The sequence below is a fragment of the Pontibacter coccineus genome, from assembly GCF_030546575.1.
Classification (GTDB): Bacteria; Bacteroidota; Bacteroidia; order Cytophagales; family Hymenobacteraceae; genus Pontibacter; species Pontibacter coccineus.
Genome location: NZ_JAUOTN010000009.1, coordinates 189552 through 204447 on the forward strand (window position 1 = coordinate 189552; position 14896 = coordinate 204447).

Sequence of the window (14896 nt, forward strand, 5' to 3'; positions counted from 1 at the left end):
GGCTTTTTTTTAGCCACCCTCTTACCAACCGGAACAATGATTAGAAACTTTACACTTTTAGCCACCCTGCTGCTCAGTTCGATCAGCCTTTTTGCCCAGGTATCAAAGCAGCCTCCGAAACGGGAGTTCAGGGGTGTCTGGATTGCCACCGTGCAGAACATTGACTGGCCCTCCAAACCAAAACAGGGCGTAGACTCCCAGCAGCAGATGCAGGAGCTGATCGACATTTTCGACGCCCATCAGAAAACAGGTATAAACGCCATCATGCTACAGGTGCGCCCTTCGGCCGACGCCTTTTATGCGAAAGGCCGCGAGCAGTGGAGCATGTTTTTGACCGGCAAACAGGGCACGCTGCCCGAGCCTTTTTACGATCCGCTGGAGTTTGCCATCCAGGAGGCCCACAAACGCGGCATGGAGCTGCACGCCTGGATCAACCCTTACCGTGCCTCGACCAGTTTGGTCGACTCGCTGGTGAGCACCGAGCACATCTCTCGCATTCAGCCGGACTGGTTTTTTACCTACGGCGATAAAAAATACTTCAATCCCGGCCTGCCCGAAGTGCGCCACTACCTCGTGGACGTGATCATGGACGTGGTGCGCAACTACGACATCGACGGCATCCACTTCGACGATTATTTTTACCCATACCCAGGCAAAACCGCCCTGCCAGACTCGATCACCCACATGCTGCACAAGCAAGGTATAGCAAACGTAGAAGACTGGCGCCGCAACAATGTGGACCAGCTGATCAAGGACCTGTCAGTAGAAATAAAGAAAGAAAAGCAGCATGTAAAGTTCGGCATCAGCCCGTTCGGGATCTGGCGCAACAAGGCCCAGGACCCGATGGGTTCGGAGAGCAACGGCCTGTCAGGGTATAGCGCCCTGTATGCCGATGCCCGCAAGTGGGTGCAGGAAGGCTGGATCGACTACGTCAACCCGCAGCTCTACTTTCCCTTTGGCTATACCCCGGCGCCTTACGAAAAGCTGCTGGACTGGTGGGCGGCCAACTCTTTTGGCAAGCATGTGTACGTAGGTCAGGGCGCCTACCGTGCCATGGAAGACCGCGAAGGCTGGCGCGACCGGCAGCAGTTGCCAAACCAGGTACGCTACCTGCGCGACAACCCACGGGTACAGGGTAGTGTGTACTTCAGCTCCCGCTCGCTCACCAACAACCTGGCCGGCTTCCGCGACACGCTGCAGCACGACCTGTACCGCTACCCGGCCCTGCAGCCCGTTATGCCCTGGCTAGGGATGGCCAAGCCAGCCCAACCCGAAAATGTGCGTGAAGACAAATTCCTGCTCGTTTTCCCACGCCTGCGTAAAGCAGCTATCCGGTGGGATTATCCGGATCAGGAGGAGGACGTGTATGGCTTTGTGGTATACCGCTTCGACGAGAAAGAGCCGATCAACCTGGAGCACGCGCGTAACATCCGCCGCATACAGTTCAACGACTACGAGCTGGGCTTCTATGACGAGACAGCTGAGCGCGGAAAGACCTACAAATATGTGGTGACGTCCATCGACCGATTGAAAAATGAGAGTGCTCCCTCCAATGTATACCTGAAGAAGGTACGCTAGGTATAGCCTGTCTTGTAATAAGTGAACTATCCGGAAAAACTGTAAGATATGAAACGCAAATCGATCCTGATTATGGTGCTGGCAGCCCTTGTGGCAGGTGCCAATGCCATCGCATACTCCAACAAAGCCACGCCTGATTTTGAGGAGGCAACTACAGCCAAAGGACCGGCCTGGATCCGCATCAACCAACTTGGCTATACCCCGGAAGGTATAAAAGTGGCCGTATGGGGAAGCAAATCGAAAGGCAAGCTCAAGCGCTTTGAATTGGTGGATGCTGCTTCTGGCAAAGTGGTGTACAAAGGCAAGGCGGGTGATGCTTTCGGGGCATACGGACCATTTGCGGAATCTTACCGCCTCAACTTTACCGGGTTCAACAAGCCGGGCACGTACTTTCTGCAGGCTGGAGAGGTGAAGTCGCCGGAGTTTCGCATCGACGCAGATGTGTACAAAGGCACCGCTGACTTTGCGCTCCGCTACATGCGCCAGCAGCGAAGCGGCTTTAACCCTTACCTGAAAGACTCCTGCCATACCTACGACGGCTATACCATGTATGGCCCGATGCCCGACAGCACGATCATCGATGTGTCGGGTGGCTGGCACGATGCCTCTGACTACCTGCAGTACGCGACTACCTCGGCGAACGCTACGTACCACCTGCTGGCCGCCTACCGCGACTTTCCTGGCGTGTTCACCGACAAGCACCAGGCCAACGGGCTGGAAGGAACCAACGGCGTGGCCGACGTGCTCGACGAAGCGAAATGGGGACTGGAATGGCTCCTGAAACTGCACCCGCGCGAAGACTGGCTGTTTAACCAGCTGGCCGATGACCGCGACCATCAGGGCATGCGCCTGCCCACCAATGATCCGGTTGACTATGGCATGGGCGGCGGAGGTCCGCGTCCGGTATACTTCGCTTCCGGGGAACCGCAGGGCCTGGGCAAGTATAAGAACCGGGCGACTGGCGTTGCCTCCATCGCCGGAAAGTTCACCAGTGCCTTCGGACTGGCAGCACAGGTATACAGCACCAAAGATCAAAACTTATCTAACCTGTTTGGTCAGAAAGCACAGTCTGCTTACAAACTGGGACTTGCCAAGCCTGGCGTCGCGCAGACCGCCCCCAACAGGGCACCTTATTTCTATGAAGAAGACAACTGGGTGGACGACATGCAGCTGGGTGCAGCGGCGCTTTATCAACTGACCGGCCAGCAGGAGTTCTTCAAGCAGGCCTATACCTATGGCCTCCAGGAGAAGGTAACGCCTTGGATGGGTGCCGATACGGCCCGCCATTACCAGTGGTATCCGTTCCACAACTTCGGGCATTTTGAGCTGGCCAAGAAATCGGATGACAAGACAAAGGCCGAGCTGATCGGTTTCTACAAAGAAGGTATAGAGCGGGTGAATGCCAAGGCCAAGAAGAACGCCTTTTACCGCGGCGTGCCGTTTATCTGGTGCTCAAACAACCTGACCACCTCTTTTGCCATCCAGAGCTTCCTCTACCGCCAGTTATCGGGCGACCAGACTTATGCTGAACTGGAGCAAGCGAACATAGACTGGTTGTTTGGGGTGAATCCGTGGGGGACCAGCATGGTGTATGGCTTGCCGGCGCACGGCGACACGCCTATTGACCCGCACTCCGCCTTCACCCGTCTGAACAAATACCCGATTGACGGGGGGCTGGTAGACGGACCGGTATATGGCAGCATCTTCAACAACCTGCAACACCTGAAGCTGTACAGCGAGGACGCCTACGCAGAATTCCAGTCAGACCTAGCCGTATACCACGACGACTTCGGTGACTACAGCACCAATGAGCCGACGATGGACGGCACCGCTTCGCTGATCTACCTGCTGGCCTCCAAAGAGTTTAGCTCACAGGAGGGGAGGCCGGTAAAAAAGTAGTAATAGACCGCCAAGGTGCGATCATCCGCGGCGATACGGCTGGCCGGCAAATCGCGCTGATCTTTACCGGCGATGAGTTTGCAGACGGAGGGGAGGTTATCAGCAAGGCGCTACAGAAGCACCGGGCCAACGCCTCCTTCTTTTTCACGGGTCGCTTTTACCGGAACCCTGACTTTAAACCTTTGATCCGAGGGCTGAAACAAGACGGGCATTACCTGGGCGCACACTCCGACGAGCACCTGCTGTACTGCGACTGGGCCAAACGCGATAGCCTGCTGGTAACGCAGGAGCAGTTCAGCGAGGATCTGCGGAAGAATTACCAGCGCATGGAGGCCTTTGGGGTGAAAAAATCGGACGCGCCCTACTTTCTGCCGCCATACGAGTGGTACAACCGCAGCATCGCCAACTGGACGGAGGCAGAAGGTTTGCAACTGGTGAACTTTACGCCGGGCACCCGTTCTGCCGCCGACTATACCTACCCCGAAATGGGCAGCCGGTATGTCGATTCAGAGACGGTGCTGCAGTCCATCCTGACCTATGAAGCGAAGGACCGAAACGGGCTGAATGGCTTTATGCTGCTGTTGCACATCGGCACCGACCCCAGGCGGGAAGACAAGTTCTATCACCGGCTGGATGAGATGATGACGCTACTGGAGCAGAAAGGCTACCGGTTTGTCAGGCTGGATGAGCTGCTGGAGCAAAAAAAGAAATGACAAAACAAGGCGTTATACCTGCGCATTAAGAAAAATTAGAACCGAATGAAAAAGATACTGATCCTAGTGTGCGCCCTTGCCGGGCTGATGAGTTGCCAAAAGCCTGCCACTACTTCTGATGCGCCACTTATACCGGAAGGCATCACATTTCTGTCGCGGGAGGAGTGGGGGGCCAAGGCGCCCGTGCTGCCCATGCGGGCCCATAAACTAACGAGGCTAACCATCCATCATACTGGTGTGCCGCAATTGTTTGACCGCAGCCTGGCTGACAAGCTGCGCAATCTGCAAAAATTCTCGCAGGAGGATAGCCCTTTGGCGGATGGCCGCATGAAGCCGGCCTGGGCCGATGTGCCTTATCACCTGTATGTGGATGTCAACGGAGTTGTAGGGGAGGCGCGGGACCTGAACTACGCCGGCGACTCGAACACGAGTTATGACCCGGCCGGTCACCTGCTGGTGGTGGTAGAGGGTAACTTTGAGAAGGAAGCCATTACCGAGGCCCAGATGAAGACGCTCGAAAAACTGGTGCCGGCACTGGCCAAACGCTTTGCTATACCTGCCGACAGCCTGGGCGCGCACAAGGACTTTGCCCAGACCACCTGCCCGGGGGCTGGGTTGTACTCGGAACTGCCACGCTTCAGGCAACTGATTAATGGTAATTAAATACCAGGTGCAGTCGCTGCAGTGCATGTTTGTGCAGGTATAACGGGCGACTGAAAGAATTTAAAAACGTTGTTTTTGCGTGTTTTTGCCGGTTTATGAAAAAAACATGCTTAAATATTTGGACTACTCGAATACGGTCACTATTTTTAACTTAAATAAAGGGACAGTATTCGTTTTGCTCATGCGCTTTTGTGCGGTTTTCTGCGCTAGTTCTCCAAACAAGAGTCGCGTGAGCAGGATGGATACATTTTTAGTTTAGTCTTACTGGATCCTTTTATTTTACCAATGCCTTGAATCAATGAAAATACAAAGGTATGTAGCGTTCATCGCACTATTGCTGGTTTCCAGCCTTTGCCAGGCACAATCTTTCCAATTCGCTTTTGTATCCGATACCCATATCGGCAACCCCACCGCACAGGAAGACCTCGGGCGCACCATCGCCGACATCAACGCCAATCCCAACCTTGAGTTTGTCATCATTACCGGTGACATCACCGAGTTCGGTTCTGATGAAGAGCTGAAACTGGCCAAGCAAATCTTCGATACAATTAAAAAACCCTGGTACATTTTGCCCGGCAATCACGACACCAACTGGTCGGAGAGCGGCAGCAACAGCTTTCGGGTCGTTTTCGGGGCCGAGACCTTCGCATTTACACACAAGGGCTACCTCTTTGCCGGCACCGGTTCCGGGCCGAACATGCGCATGGGGCCGGGGCAGATTCCGCGCGAGAACATTGTGTGGCTGGACTCGGTGCTCAACCACCTGCCGGATCCCGAAATGCCGGTCATCTTCCTGAACCACTACCCGCAGGACTCCTCGCTCAACAACTGGTACGACGTTACCGATAAATTGCGCGCCCGCAACACCCAACTCATTCTGCACGGCCACGGGCACGGCAACCGCAAGTTCAGTTACGATGGTATTCCTGCCGTGATGGGCCGCTCTAACCTGCGCGCCAAAGAGCCAATCGGCGGCTACAACATCGTGACCTTTGCCGACGGGAAAGCCAGTTTTGAGACCCGAAAGCCAGGTATAGAAACCCTGCCTAAATGGTTGGAAGTACCGCTGGTGAAGCATGATTTTGCCAACGACCCGACCAAACACCACCGGCCGTCTTTTGCCGTGAACGGGCTATACCCGAACGTGAAACTGGTTTGGGAGTACCAGGATGACAGTGACGTGGGCGCCGGAACGGCGGTATATAAGAACCTGGTGATTGCCACCAACACCACCGGCCAGGTATATGCGCTGGACAGCAAAACAGGCAAGCGCCAATGGACTTACCGCACCGGCGGCAAGATCTACTCCACGCCAGCCGTCGCCAAAGGCTATGTGGTGGTAGGCTCTTCTGATAACAACATCTACGGCCTCTCCGCCACCACCGGCAAACTGGTTTGGAAGTTTACCGCCAACAGACCGGTGCTCGGTTCGCCGCTTATAGAAAAAGGCGTGGTCTACATCGGTGCCTCCGACGGTCACTTCCGGGCGCTGGATCTGAAAACCGGTAAATTGCGTTGGGATTTCGATCAGGTAAATAACTTTGTGGTGACCAAACCTTTGCTGTACCAGGGCAAGGTATACTTTGGCAGTTGGGGCAACGAGTTTTATGCGCTTGATGCGAAAACAGGTCAGCTGGCCTGGAAATGGAGCAACGGCTCCAGCAACCGTATGTTCTCGCCGGCCGCCTGTTACCCGGTAGCCGCCAATGGCCGTATCTTCATTGTAGCCCCCGATCGTTTTATGACCGCGCTCGATGCCAATACCGGCGAAGTGGTGTGGCGCGAGCAAATGAAAGAAGGCCGCGTGCGGGAGTCAATGGGCATATCGGATGACGGGAAGCTGGTCTATGTGAAGACCATGGACGGACAGGTATACGGTGTCTCCACTTCGGCCAACGCCCTGCAGGTAGATTGGAAATCGACGTTGCAGCTGCCTTACGAACTGGCCCCGTCGGCTATCGTCGAACACAATAATGTGGTACTCGTGCCCTCGCACTCAGGATTGGTCAGCGCACTGGACCGTCGGAATGGAGCGGTACTTTGGAAATACAAAAGTTCAAACAGTCTCATGAACCCGGTGATGCCGCTTGGCAAAAACAGCGTGATCGTGAGCACCATGGATGGGAAAATCGCCTGCCTGGAGTATGTGCCTGCAAAATAAGGTATAGACACACAGGTATAGTGATTGATTTAGAAGGATTTATACTTACAAAAAATGGAAATTACAACCGAGAAAGACTCGAACTATAACGACCTGGAGAAGATGTCGGTGAGGGAAGTGCTGGAGAACATCAACCGGGAAGACAAAAGCGTACCCCTGGCCGTTGAGAAGGCGCTCCCACAAATAGAGAAACTGGCCGAAATCGTGGCCGACCGTATGAAAAAAGGAGGCCGCCTGTTCTACATCGGCGCCGGCACCAGTGGCCGCTTGGGCGTGGTGGATGCGTCCGAATGCCCGCCAACCTTCGGCGTGCCTTTCGATATGGTGGTAGGTTTGATCGCCGGCGGCGATACAGCCATCCGCAAAGCCGTGGAATTCGCCGAGGACGACATGGAGCAGGCCTGGGAAGACCTGAAAGAGTACGCTCTTGACGAAAACGACGTGATCGTAGGTATAGCGGCTTCGGGCACAACGCCCTACGTGATCGGCGGCCTGCGCATGGCCAACGAATATGGCCTGGCAACCGGCTGTATCGTTTGCAACTCCGGCGGTCCGGTGGCAGCAGAAGCGCAGTACCCGGTGGAGGTGGTAGTGGGGCCTGAGTTCGTAACAGGCAGCACCCGCATGAAAGCCGGTACCGCCCAGAAGCTGGTGCTCAACATGCTCAGCACCACGGTCATGATTCAGCTGGGCCGCGTGCGTGGCAACAAGATGGTGGATATGCAGCTGACGAATCATAAACTTTACCACCGCGGCGTGCGCATGGTGATGGCCGAAACCGGTGCTGATGAAGCAACTGCATCTGCCTTGCTGGAGAAGCACGGCAGTGTGCGGAAGGCGGTGGCGAGTGTGCAGGTATCGAAGTAGGGCCTGACATTGCCGCCATTTCGGCAAAACTTAGTAACTTACAATCATGTGCGGTAGCGTAAGGTATAGGCAGGAGTGCTGATGACCCGCTATCGCGAATGAACAATTAACGTATTATGTCGCCAATAATCCTTCTATCTTTCCTGATCGGCTATTTTGCGGTGCTGATAGGTATATCCTACTACACTTCGAGAGGAGCGTCAGACAACTCCAGCTTCTTTATCGCCAACCGCAACTCGAAGTGGTACTTCGTGGCCTTTGGTATGATCGGTACCGCCTTGTCGGGCGTGACCTTCATCTCAGTGCCGGGGGCGGTCGTCAACAGTAGCTTCAGCTATTTCCAGTTTGTGCTCGGCAACACGGTCGGTTTTGTCCTGATCGCTTTTGTGCTCCTGCCACTCTACTACCGCATGAACCTGATCTCCATCTATACCTACCTGGAGAAACGTTTCGGCTATTGGAGCTATAAAACAGGGGCCATGATCTTTCTGGTGTCGCGTACCATCGGCTCGGCTTTCCGCCTATACCTGGTGGCCATCGTGCTGCAGCGCTTCATCTTCGACGCCTGGAACGTGCCTTTCGTGGCGACGGTGGCGATCTGTCTTGCGCTCATCTGGCTCTATACCCACAAAGGCGGCCTCAAGACGATTGTGATCACCGATACGCTACAGACCGTGTTCATCATCGGGTCCGTTATTTTTTCCATCATCTTCATCGCCAACAGCCTTGACCTGAACCTGGTGCAGACCTTCGAGGCGGTAAAAGACAGCTCTTACTCCAAGATATTCTTCTGGGAAGATTTCATGGGTACCAAGAGTCACTTCCTGAAGCACTTCATCGGCGGTATTTTCGTGACCATCGCCATGACGGGCCTGGACCAGGACCTGATGCAGAAGAACCTGAGCTGTAAGAACATCGGGGAGGCCCAGAAGAACATGCTTTCTTTTACGGCCATCTTTGTCTCCATCAACATCTTCTTCCTGAGCATGGGTGCCCTGCTGTACATGTACGCCGAAGCCAATGGCATTGACGTATCGGCGCTGGCAACCCCTGACCACCTGTTCCCGGAAATTGCCCTGAACCACATGGCCATGATTCCGGCCGTCATCTTTATGCTCGGCCTGACGGCGGCTACTTTTGCCACTACCGACTCTGCGCTTACAGCCCTGACGACTTCTTTCTGCGTGGACTTCCTGGACTTCACCAAGAAGGAAAACCACGACGATGTTAAGTTAGTCCGTACCCGCCACCTGGTGCACATCGCTTTCTCAGTCGTGATGCTGCTGGTAATCCTCGTGTTCAGGCTCATCAACGACGACTCTGTGGTGAATGCCATCTTCAAGGCGGCCGGCTATACCTATGGTCCGCTGTTGGGTCTCTTCGCTTTCGGTATGGCCAACAAGCGGGCCGTGGCCGACAAACTGGTGCCTTATATATGTATCGTTTCGCCAATCCTGACCTATGTGCTGGATTCCAACTCACTGGAGTGGATCGGTTATGCCATGGGTTTTGAGCTGATCGTTCTGAATGCCGCGATTACCTTCATCCTGTTGCTGGCGACGAGCAAGCAAGGCGGTGGCGTGTTGATGGATGCCCTGAAAGAGGCCGAAAGAGGCACCAAAGTAAAACAGACTACTTATTAAGATACTACTTCTATGGACATAGCATTGCTTTTGGAGAGCATTTTGCCAAAAGCGCGCATACGGGCACGCCTGATCGATGTCGTGTCCTACGCTTCTGACGCGGGCTTTTATTACCTGAGGCCCCTGGCCGTGGTGCAGCCGGTGTCAGTAGAGGAGATCAAACAACTCTTTGCTTTTTCGCACCAGCACAAGGTGCCGCTTACCTTCCGCGCCGCCGGCACCAGCCTTTCGGGGCAGTCCATAACGGACGGTGTACTGGTGGACCTGAGCCAGTACTGGAACAAGGTGCAGGTAGAACAGGAGGGGGCACAGGTACGGGTGCAGCCCGGCGTGATCGGTGCCATCGTGAACGCGCACCTGCGTCCGTATAAGCGCAAGATCGGTCCTGACCCGGCCAGTATCAACTCGGCCATGATGGGCGGTATCCTTTCGAACAACGCCAGCGGTATGTGCTGCGGCGTGAGCAAGAACTCTTACCATACCACCCGGTACATCAGCTTTGTACTGCCGAATGGCCAGTGCTATACCACCGAAAAACAGATCGATTACCTGCGCTTCAGTGAGGAGTGCCCCGAGCTATACCTGACGCTGCAGCGCACCAAGCAGCAGATTCGCAACAACCCGGAGCTGCATTACCTGATCCGGCACAAGTATAAGACCAAAAACACGGTTGGCTACTCCGTCAACGCCTTAATTGATTACGAGCACCCGCTCGATATCATGGCGCATCTGCTCATTGGAGCGGAGGGGACGCTCGGCTTCATCGCCGAGGCCGTGCTGCAAACCGTACCTGATTATCCGGCCAAATCCACGGCCTTACTCTATTTCCCCGACATCTACGCTGCCTGCCAGGCCATTGTGCCACTGACAGAGGCGGGTGCCGAGGCCGTAGAACTGATGGACCGTGCCTCATTGCGCTCCATCGAACACATGGCGGGTGTCCCGGCGGTTATCAAAACACTTCCAGAAACAGCGGCTGCTTTGCTGGTCGAGTTTCAGGCAAACACGCACGACGAGGTACAGGAGAAGATCCTGAAATTCATGGCACTGGCACCCGAGCTGGCTTTGCTGGAGCAACCCGTCTTCACCACTGACCCGATCGAACAGGGCTTGCTGTGGAAGGTGCGCAAAGGGATGTTCCCGGCCGTGGGCGCAGTGCGCGCCAGTGGCAGCACAGTGTTGCTCGAAGACATTGCCGTACCGGTCGCCCGGCTCGGCGACGCCATCCTTGACCTGCAGGAGCTCTTCCGAAAGCACGGGTATCCAAACGCGATCATCTTCGGGCACGCCAAGGACGGCAACATCCACTTTGTGGTGACCCAGGCCTTTGATACACCTGAAGAAGTGATCCGCTACGACCGCTTCCTGAAGGAAGTGGTGAAGCTGGTGGTGAAGAAATACGAGGGCGCCCTGAAAGCCGAGCACGGCACGGGTCGCAACATGGCGCCATTTGTGGAAACAGAATGGGGACCAGAGGTATACCGCATCATGAAAACCCTCAAACAGGTCGTTGATCCGGAGAACCTGCTTAACCCCGGCGTCATCATCAACCACGACCAGAACGCGCACATCCAGAACCTGAAGGACCTGCCGAAGGTGGAGGAAGAGGTGGACCGCTGCATGGAGTGCGGTTTCTGCGAGCACAAATGCCCGAGCCGTAACCTCACGCTTACGCCACGCCAACGCATTGTGGTGCGTCGTGAGCTGCTCAACCTGCAGCGCAAAGGAAAGAAGAAAGAGCACAAAGAGTTGCTCAACCAATACCAGTACGACGGGCTGGACACCTGCGCCGTAGATGGCCTCTGTGCCACCGCCTGTCCGGTCGACATCAACACCGGTGACCTGGTGAAGCGCCTCCGCCGCGAGAACCACAGCGAACTGGCAAACCAGGTGGCCCTGATGGTCGCCAAGAATTTCAAACCTGTCTCGTCAGTTGTGAAATTTGGCCTGGAGGCAGGAGCGGGCGTTAACAAGCTATTGGGTGCTAATACCCTCTCCAGACTGACAGAAGAAGTGAAGGACATGATTCCGTCTTTCCCGCTCTGGACCAAGCAACTGGCCCCAGCGCCAGGTATAGCCAGGTCTATGGCTCATGCGACGGCACCTGTTACCGAGGCCACCGTCGTCTACTTCCCGACCTGTATTTCCCGCACCATGGGCGCCGCGGAGTCAGGCAAGAAAAACATCATCGATACCTTCAAAAGCGTATCGGATAAGGTAGGGCTGAAGTTCACGATCCCGGAGAATGTGCAAGGAGCCTGCTGCGGTCAGATCTTTTCTTCCAAAGGGTATAGCCAGGCCTTTGCTTACACCGCCAACGAAACGATAGAAAAGGTATGGCAATGGACCGACAAAGGCCGCTTGCCGCTCGTGCTCGACATTACCTCCTGCACGCATACCTTGCAGAACTGCCGCCCGGTGCTTACCGCCGAGAACAAGCAAAAGTTCGACGCCATCAAGATCATTGACAGCATTGACTACATCGCCGACTTCATTCTGCCCAAAGCCAACGTGCTGCGCAAGAAAGCAAATATAGTCCTGCACCCGGTTTGCTCTTTGCAGAAAATGGGGCTGGAGGGACGGTTTGTAAGTATAGCCAGGCAGCTGGCCGAGGAAGTGACGGTGCCCATGCACGCGGGCTGCTGCGGCATGGCCGGCGACCGGGGCTTCATAGTACCTGAATTGACAGCTTCCGCCACGGCGCCGGAGGCTGCTGAAGTGAAACAGCGGGAGTACGAGGGGTATTACTCTTCAGCAAAAACCTGCGAAATGGCAATGACGGAGGCTGTTGGCCGCAACTACGAGTCAATTGTTTACCTGCTGGATGAGTGCTTGTAGCATGCTCGTGTCACTTGATAAAAAAAGAGAAGCCCGTTCAAGTAACGGGCTTCTCTTTTTTTATCAAGTGCAGCTTTTAAACGGCCTCCACTACCGATGCATATTCCCTGAGGCTGGCATCTTCCGGCCTCAGATCCGTTACCAGGTAATGAATTGAGTTGAGGTCGCATATCTTCATGTTTTGGTCGGAGCCGAGTTTTTCGGCAATGCTCATGATGATGGTTTTCTTGGCGGAGCGGATCATGGCTTTCTTCACCTGCACTACTTCCCAGTCGGAGTCGGTGAGACCGTCTTCTACGGAGAGGGAGTTGGTGCCCAGGATACACAAATCTACCTTGATCTCAGAAAGCTGATTGACTACCTGCGCGCCAATCATGATGTGGGAGTTCTTGGAGAGCTGGCCGCCCAGCAGAATCACGTTGATGTTCGGCCGCTCGGCCAGTTCCAACGCCACCAGCGGACTTACGGTAAAGAAGGTGCAGCGCAGCGTGTCGGGTATCATGCGGGCCACTTCAATCATTGTGGTGCCACCGCCCACCAGCACACTCATGCCATCCTTCAGGAGGTCAATTACCTTGCGGGCAATCTCCTTCTTCGATTCCTTGGCGTATACCTCCGACTGGCTGAACGGATAATGGAAGGACTTTGACAACGCGCCACCGTGTACCTTCAGGATCTGACCGCTTTCAGCCAGCTCGTTCAGGTCCCTTCTAACAGTATCCTCCGACACGTTGAGCTTCAAACTCAGATCCGATGAAAGCACCTTGTTGTGCAGATTGATCTGCTTGATGATAAAAGACTGCCGTTCCTCCTTAAGCATTCTGGTCGTGTTTAATCTTCGAAAACCAAATATAGATTTTTTTCTGAAATATGTAGGATGATATAGGCACTGAATTTTGTAGGAGAGTCTACAGGAGGACCTCGCCCATAAGTATTCTCAAGATTAATAAAGCTAGCGGGAAAATTAATGTTGAATTTCAAATACTGCCCTCGCTCGCGTCCTGCGAGTGTGAGCCATTCGGTGGCGTCCCGCCACTTGTGCCGGAGGTACATATTAGAGCGGCCAGAGTCCGCCTGATAGATTGCTCATACTCACGAGACGTGAACGAGGGTGTTTCAAAATCAACCCTGTAAATCCGTGGGGGTAGGGGCCCTCTTAAATCCTGTTAATCCTGATTCTGACAAATTATACCTGTACACAATTCGGGCAGATCTCAGCCTGTCCCTACGATCCTCAATCCTGCTAATCTTTGAGCCTTGAGAACAAAAAAGCCTGTCCCAGTGAAGAGACAGGCTTTTAACGCAGGTTTAAGGGCTACCTACACCTTCACATAAATCTTCTTCTTATCCATCCAGAAGCCGATCACCCACATCACCAGCATGTAACTTAGCGCAAACATGAGGGAGGCAGCTTCTCCTTCGGACCAACTCAGGTAAAGTTTTGTATAGAGCCACTTTTGCAGGCTCATGTCGTCTATGCGGATAAAGTTGAGCAGCTTGATGACCAGTGTGGCGAAGGCGAAGATGAAGAGCGGGTTCTTGCCGAATGCCTCAAAGAAGTAAGACCACTTCACGAATCCCAGCACCTCGATCACCAGCATCAGTCCGGCGATCAGCATCACGCTCAGGCCAACGGAGTGCAGCACGTAAGAACTCGTCCAGATCGGCTTGTTGATTGGGAAATAGAGATCCCAAACCAAGGCCATGGCCACAAGCGCGGCGCCAGCCAGGATAAGTTTAAAGACGGTGCTCAGGTTGTTGCCGCTTTTCTGGATGAAGAGGCCGGCAAAGTATCCGGCAATCACATTCACCGTGGCGGGCAGCGTGCTCAGCAAGCCTTCCGGATCGAACGGTATGCCGAAGCCTTTGTAGAGGTTGGTTTCAGGTATGATTAGGGCGTCGAACTTGCGGGCGGCGTTGCCGGCGAGGCTGTACGGGTCAGCAGCGTCACCGAAGAAGTACATCACGGCCCAGTAGCCCAACAGCACCACCACACTGAAAATAGCGGCACCCTTGAACTTGAGGTAATGCACCGCCAGCGAGGCAATAAGGTAGCACAGCGCGATACGCTGCAGCACGCCCATAATCCGAACCGCCGTGAAGTCTTTCAGCACAATGGCCCCTTCCGGATCACGCGTAATAAACGGGAAGAGGTTGAGGAACAGGCCGATCAGGAAAATAAGGGCCGTACGCTTGAATACCTTGCGCAGGAACACGCTGTCAGGCTGCCTTTCGAACTTGCGCATGCTGAAGCTCATGGCATTGCCTACCACGAACAGGAAGGATGGGAACACCAGGTCGGTCACCGTAAAGCCATGCCAGGCAGCGTGCTTGAAAGGAGCGTAGATGCTGCCCCAACTGCCGGGATTGTTCACGACTACCATCAGCGCGATGGTGAGGCCGCGAAGCACGTCGAGTGAAAGGTAGCGCTCATACGTTTGAGGTCTGAGTAAACCGGCGCCTGTCAGGGGAGGAGCTGTAGAAAGTTTAGTCATGGGTATAAAGCAGTTAAGGTGTAGCGTGATTCGGGAGTT

General features: G+C 54.6%; 10 protein-coding genes. 8 read left to right on the forward strand and 2 right to left on the reverse strand.

All coding sequences use genetic code 11. The features are described 5' to 3' along the window. Positions 1-36 precede the first annotated feature (36 nt). The 8 genes from Q4E40_RS18495 (at position 37) to Q4E40_RS18530 (ending at position 12362) form a co-directional block, all read left to right on the forward strand. Positions 37-1578 carry a glycoside hydrolase family 10-like protein gene (locus tag Q4E40_RS18495; protein ID WP_303414275.1) on the forward strand — a complete coding sequence of 514 codons (1542 nt, stop codon included), beginning with the start codon at positions 37-39 and terminating at the stop codon, positions 1576-1578. A 48-nt stretch (positions 1579-1626) separates the two neighbouring features. Beyond that, entirely contained in the window at positions 1627-3477 is a 1851-nt protein-coding gene (locus Q4E40_RS18500) for a glycoside hydrolase family 9 protein (protein WP_303414277.1), read from the forward strand. Positions 3478-3575: 98 nt separating this feature from the next. Continuing rightward, positions 3576-4190 carry a polysaccharide deacetylase family protein gene (locus Q4E40_RS18505; RefSeq protein ID WP_303414336.1) on the forward strand — a complete coding sequence of 205 codons (615 nt, stop codon included), beginning with the start codon at positions 3576-3578 and terminating at the stop codon, positions 4188-4190. Positions 4191-4235: 45 nt separating this feature from the next. Continuing rightward, complete coding sequence (locus tag Q4E40_RS18510) at positions 4236-4853, forward strand: peptidoglycan recognition protein family protein (RefSeq protein ID WP_303414278.1); 618 nt, start codon at positions 4236-4238, stop codon at positions 4851-4853. 298 nt (positions 4854-5151) lie between these two features. Then, a complete protein-coding gene (locus tag Q4E40_RS18515) occupies positions 5152-7014 on the forward strand; it encodes an outer membrane protein assembly factor BamB family protein (protein WP_303414279.1) in 1863 nt (620 codons plus the stop codon). 54 nt (positions 7015-7068) lie between these two features. Next, complete coding sequence (murQ, locus tag Q4E40_RS18520; RefSeq protein WP_303414280.1) at positions 7069-7881, forward strand: N-acetylmuramic acid 6-phosphate etherase; 813 nt, start codon at positions 7069-7071, stop codon at positions 7879-7881. Positions 7882-7997: 116 nt separating this feature from the next. After that, positions 7998-9524, forward strand: coding sequence for a sodium:solute symporter (locus tag Q4E40_RS18525; protein ID WP_303414283.1), 1527 nt, complete (start codon positions 7998-8000; stop codon positions 9522-9524). A gap of 12 nt (positions 9525-9536) precedes the next feature. Then, positions 9537-12362: an FAD-binding and (Fe-S)-binding domain-containing protein gene (locus Q4E40_RS18530; RefSeq protein WP_303414286.1), complete on the forward strand. Its 2826-nt coding sequence runs from the start codon at positions 9537-9539 to the stop codon at positions 12360-12362. Positions 12363-12438: 76 nt separating this feature from the next. On the opposite strand, the gene Q4E40_RS18535 is transcribed toward Q4E40_RS18530, so the two are convergent. Then, positions 12439-13182, reverse strand: a complete 744-nt coding sequence (locus tag Q4E40_RS18535) for a DeoR/GlpR family DNA-binding transcription regulator (RefSeq protein WP_303414288.1) — start codon at positions 13180-13182, stop codon at positions 12439-12441. 499 nt (positions 13183-13681) lie between these two features. Beyond that, positions 13682-14857, reverse strand: coding sequence for an acyltransferase family protein (locus Q4E40_RS18540; protein WP_303414290.1), 1176 nt, complete (start codon positions 14855-14857; stop codon positions 13682-13684). Positions 14858-14896: the final 39 nt, after the last annotated feature.

Excerpts from the sequence above, each read along its gene's own strand:
- Q4E40_RS18525 (WP_303414283.1), top strand. The coding sequence starts at position 7,998 with ATGTCGCCAATAATCCTTCTATCTTTCCTGATCGGCTATTTTGCGGTG.
- Q4E40_RS18530 (WP_303414286.1), top strand. The coding sequence starts at position 9,537 with ATGGACATAGCATTGCTTTTGGAGAGCATTTTGCCAAAAGCGCGCATA.
- Q4E40_RS18540 (WP_303414290.1), bottom strand. The coding sequence starts at position 14,857 with ATGACTAAACTTTCTACAGCTCCTCCCCTGACAGGCGCCGGTTTACTC.
- Q4E40_RS18510 (WP_303414278.1), top strand. The coding sequence starts at position 4,236 with ATGAAAAAGATACTGATCCTAGTGTGCGCCCTTGCCGGGCTGATGAGT.
- murQ (WP_303414280.1), top strand. The coding sequence starts at position 7,069 with ATGGAAATTACAACCGAGAAAGACTCGAACTATAACGACCTGGAGAAG.
- Q4E40_RS18535 (WP_303414288.1), bottom strand. The coding sequence starts at position 13,182 with ATGCTTAAGGAGGAACGGCAGTCTTTTATCATCAAGCAGATCAATCTG.
- Q4E40_RS18495 (WP_303414275.1), top strand. The coding sequence starts at position 37 with ATGATTAGAAACTTTACACTTTTAGCCACCCTGCTGCTCAGTTCGATC.
- Q4E40_RS18515 (WP_303414279.1), top strand. The coding sequence starts at position 5,152 with ATGAAAATACAAAGGTATGTAGCGTTCATCGCACTATTGCTGGTTTCC.
- Q4E40_RS18500 (WP_303414277.1), top strand. The coding sequence starts at position 1,627 with ATGAAACGCAAATCGATCCTGATTATGGTGCTGGCAGCCCTTGTGGCA.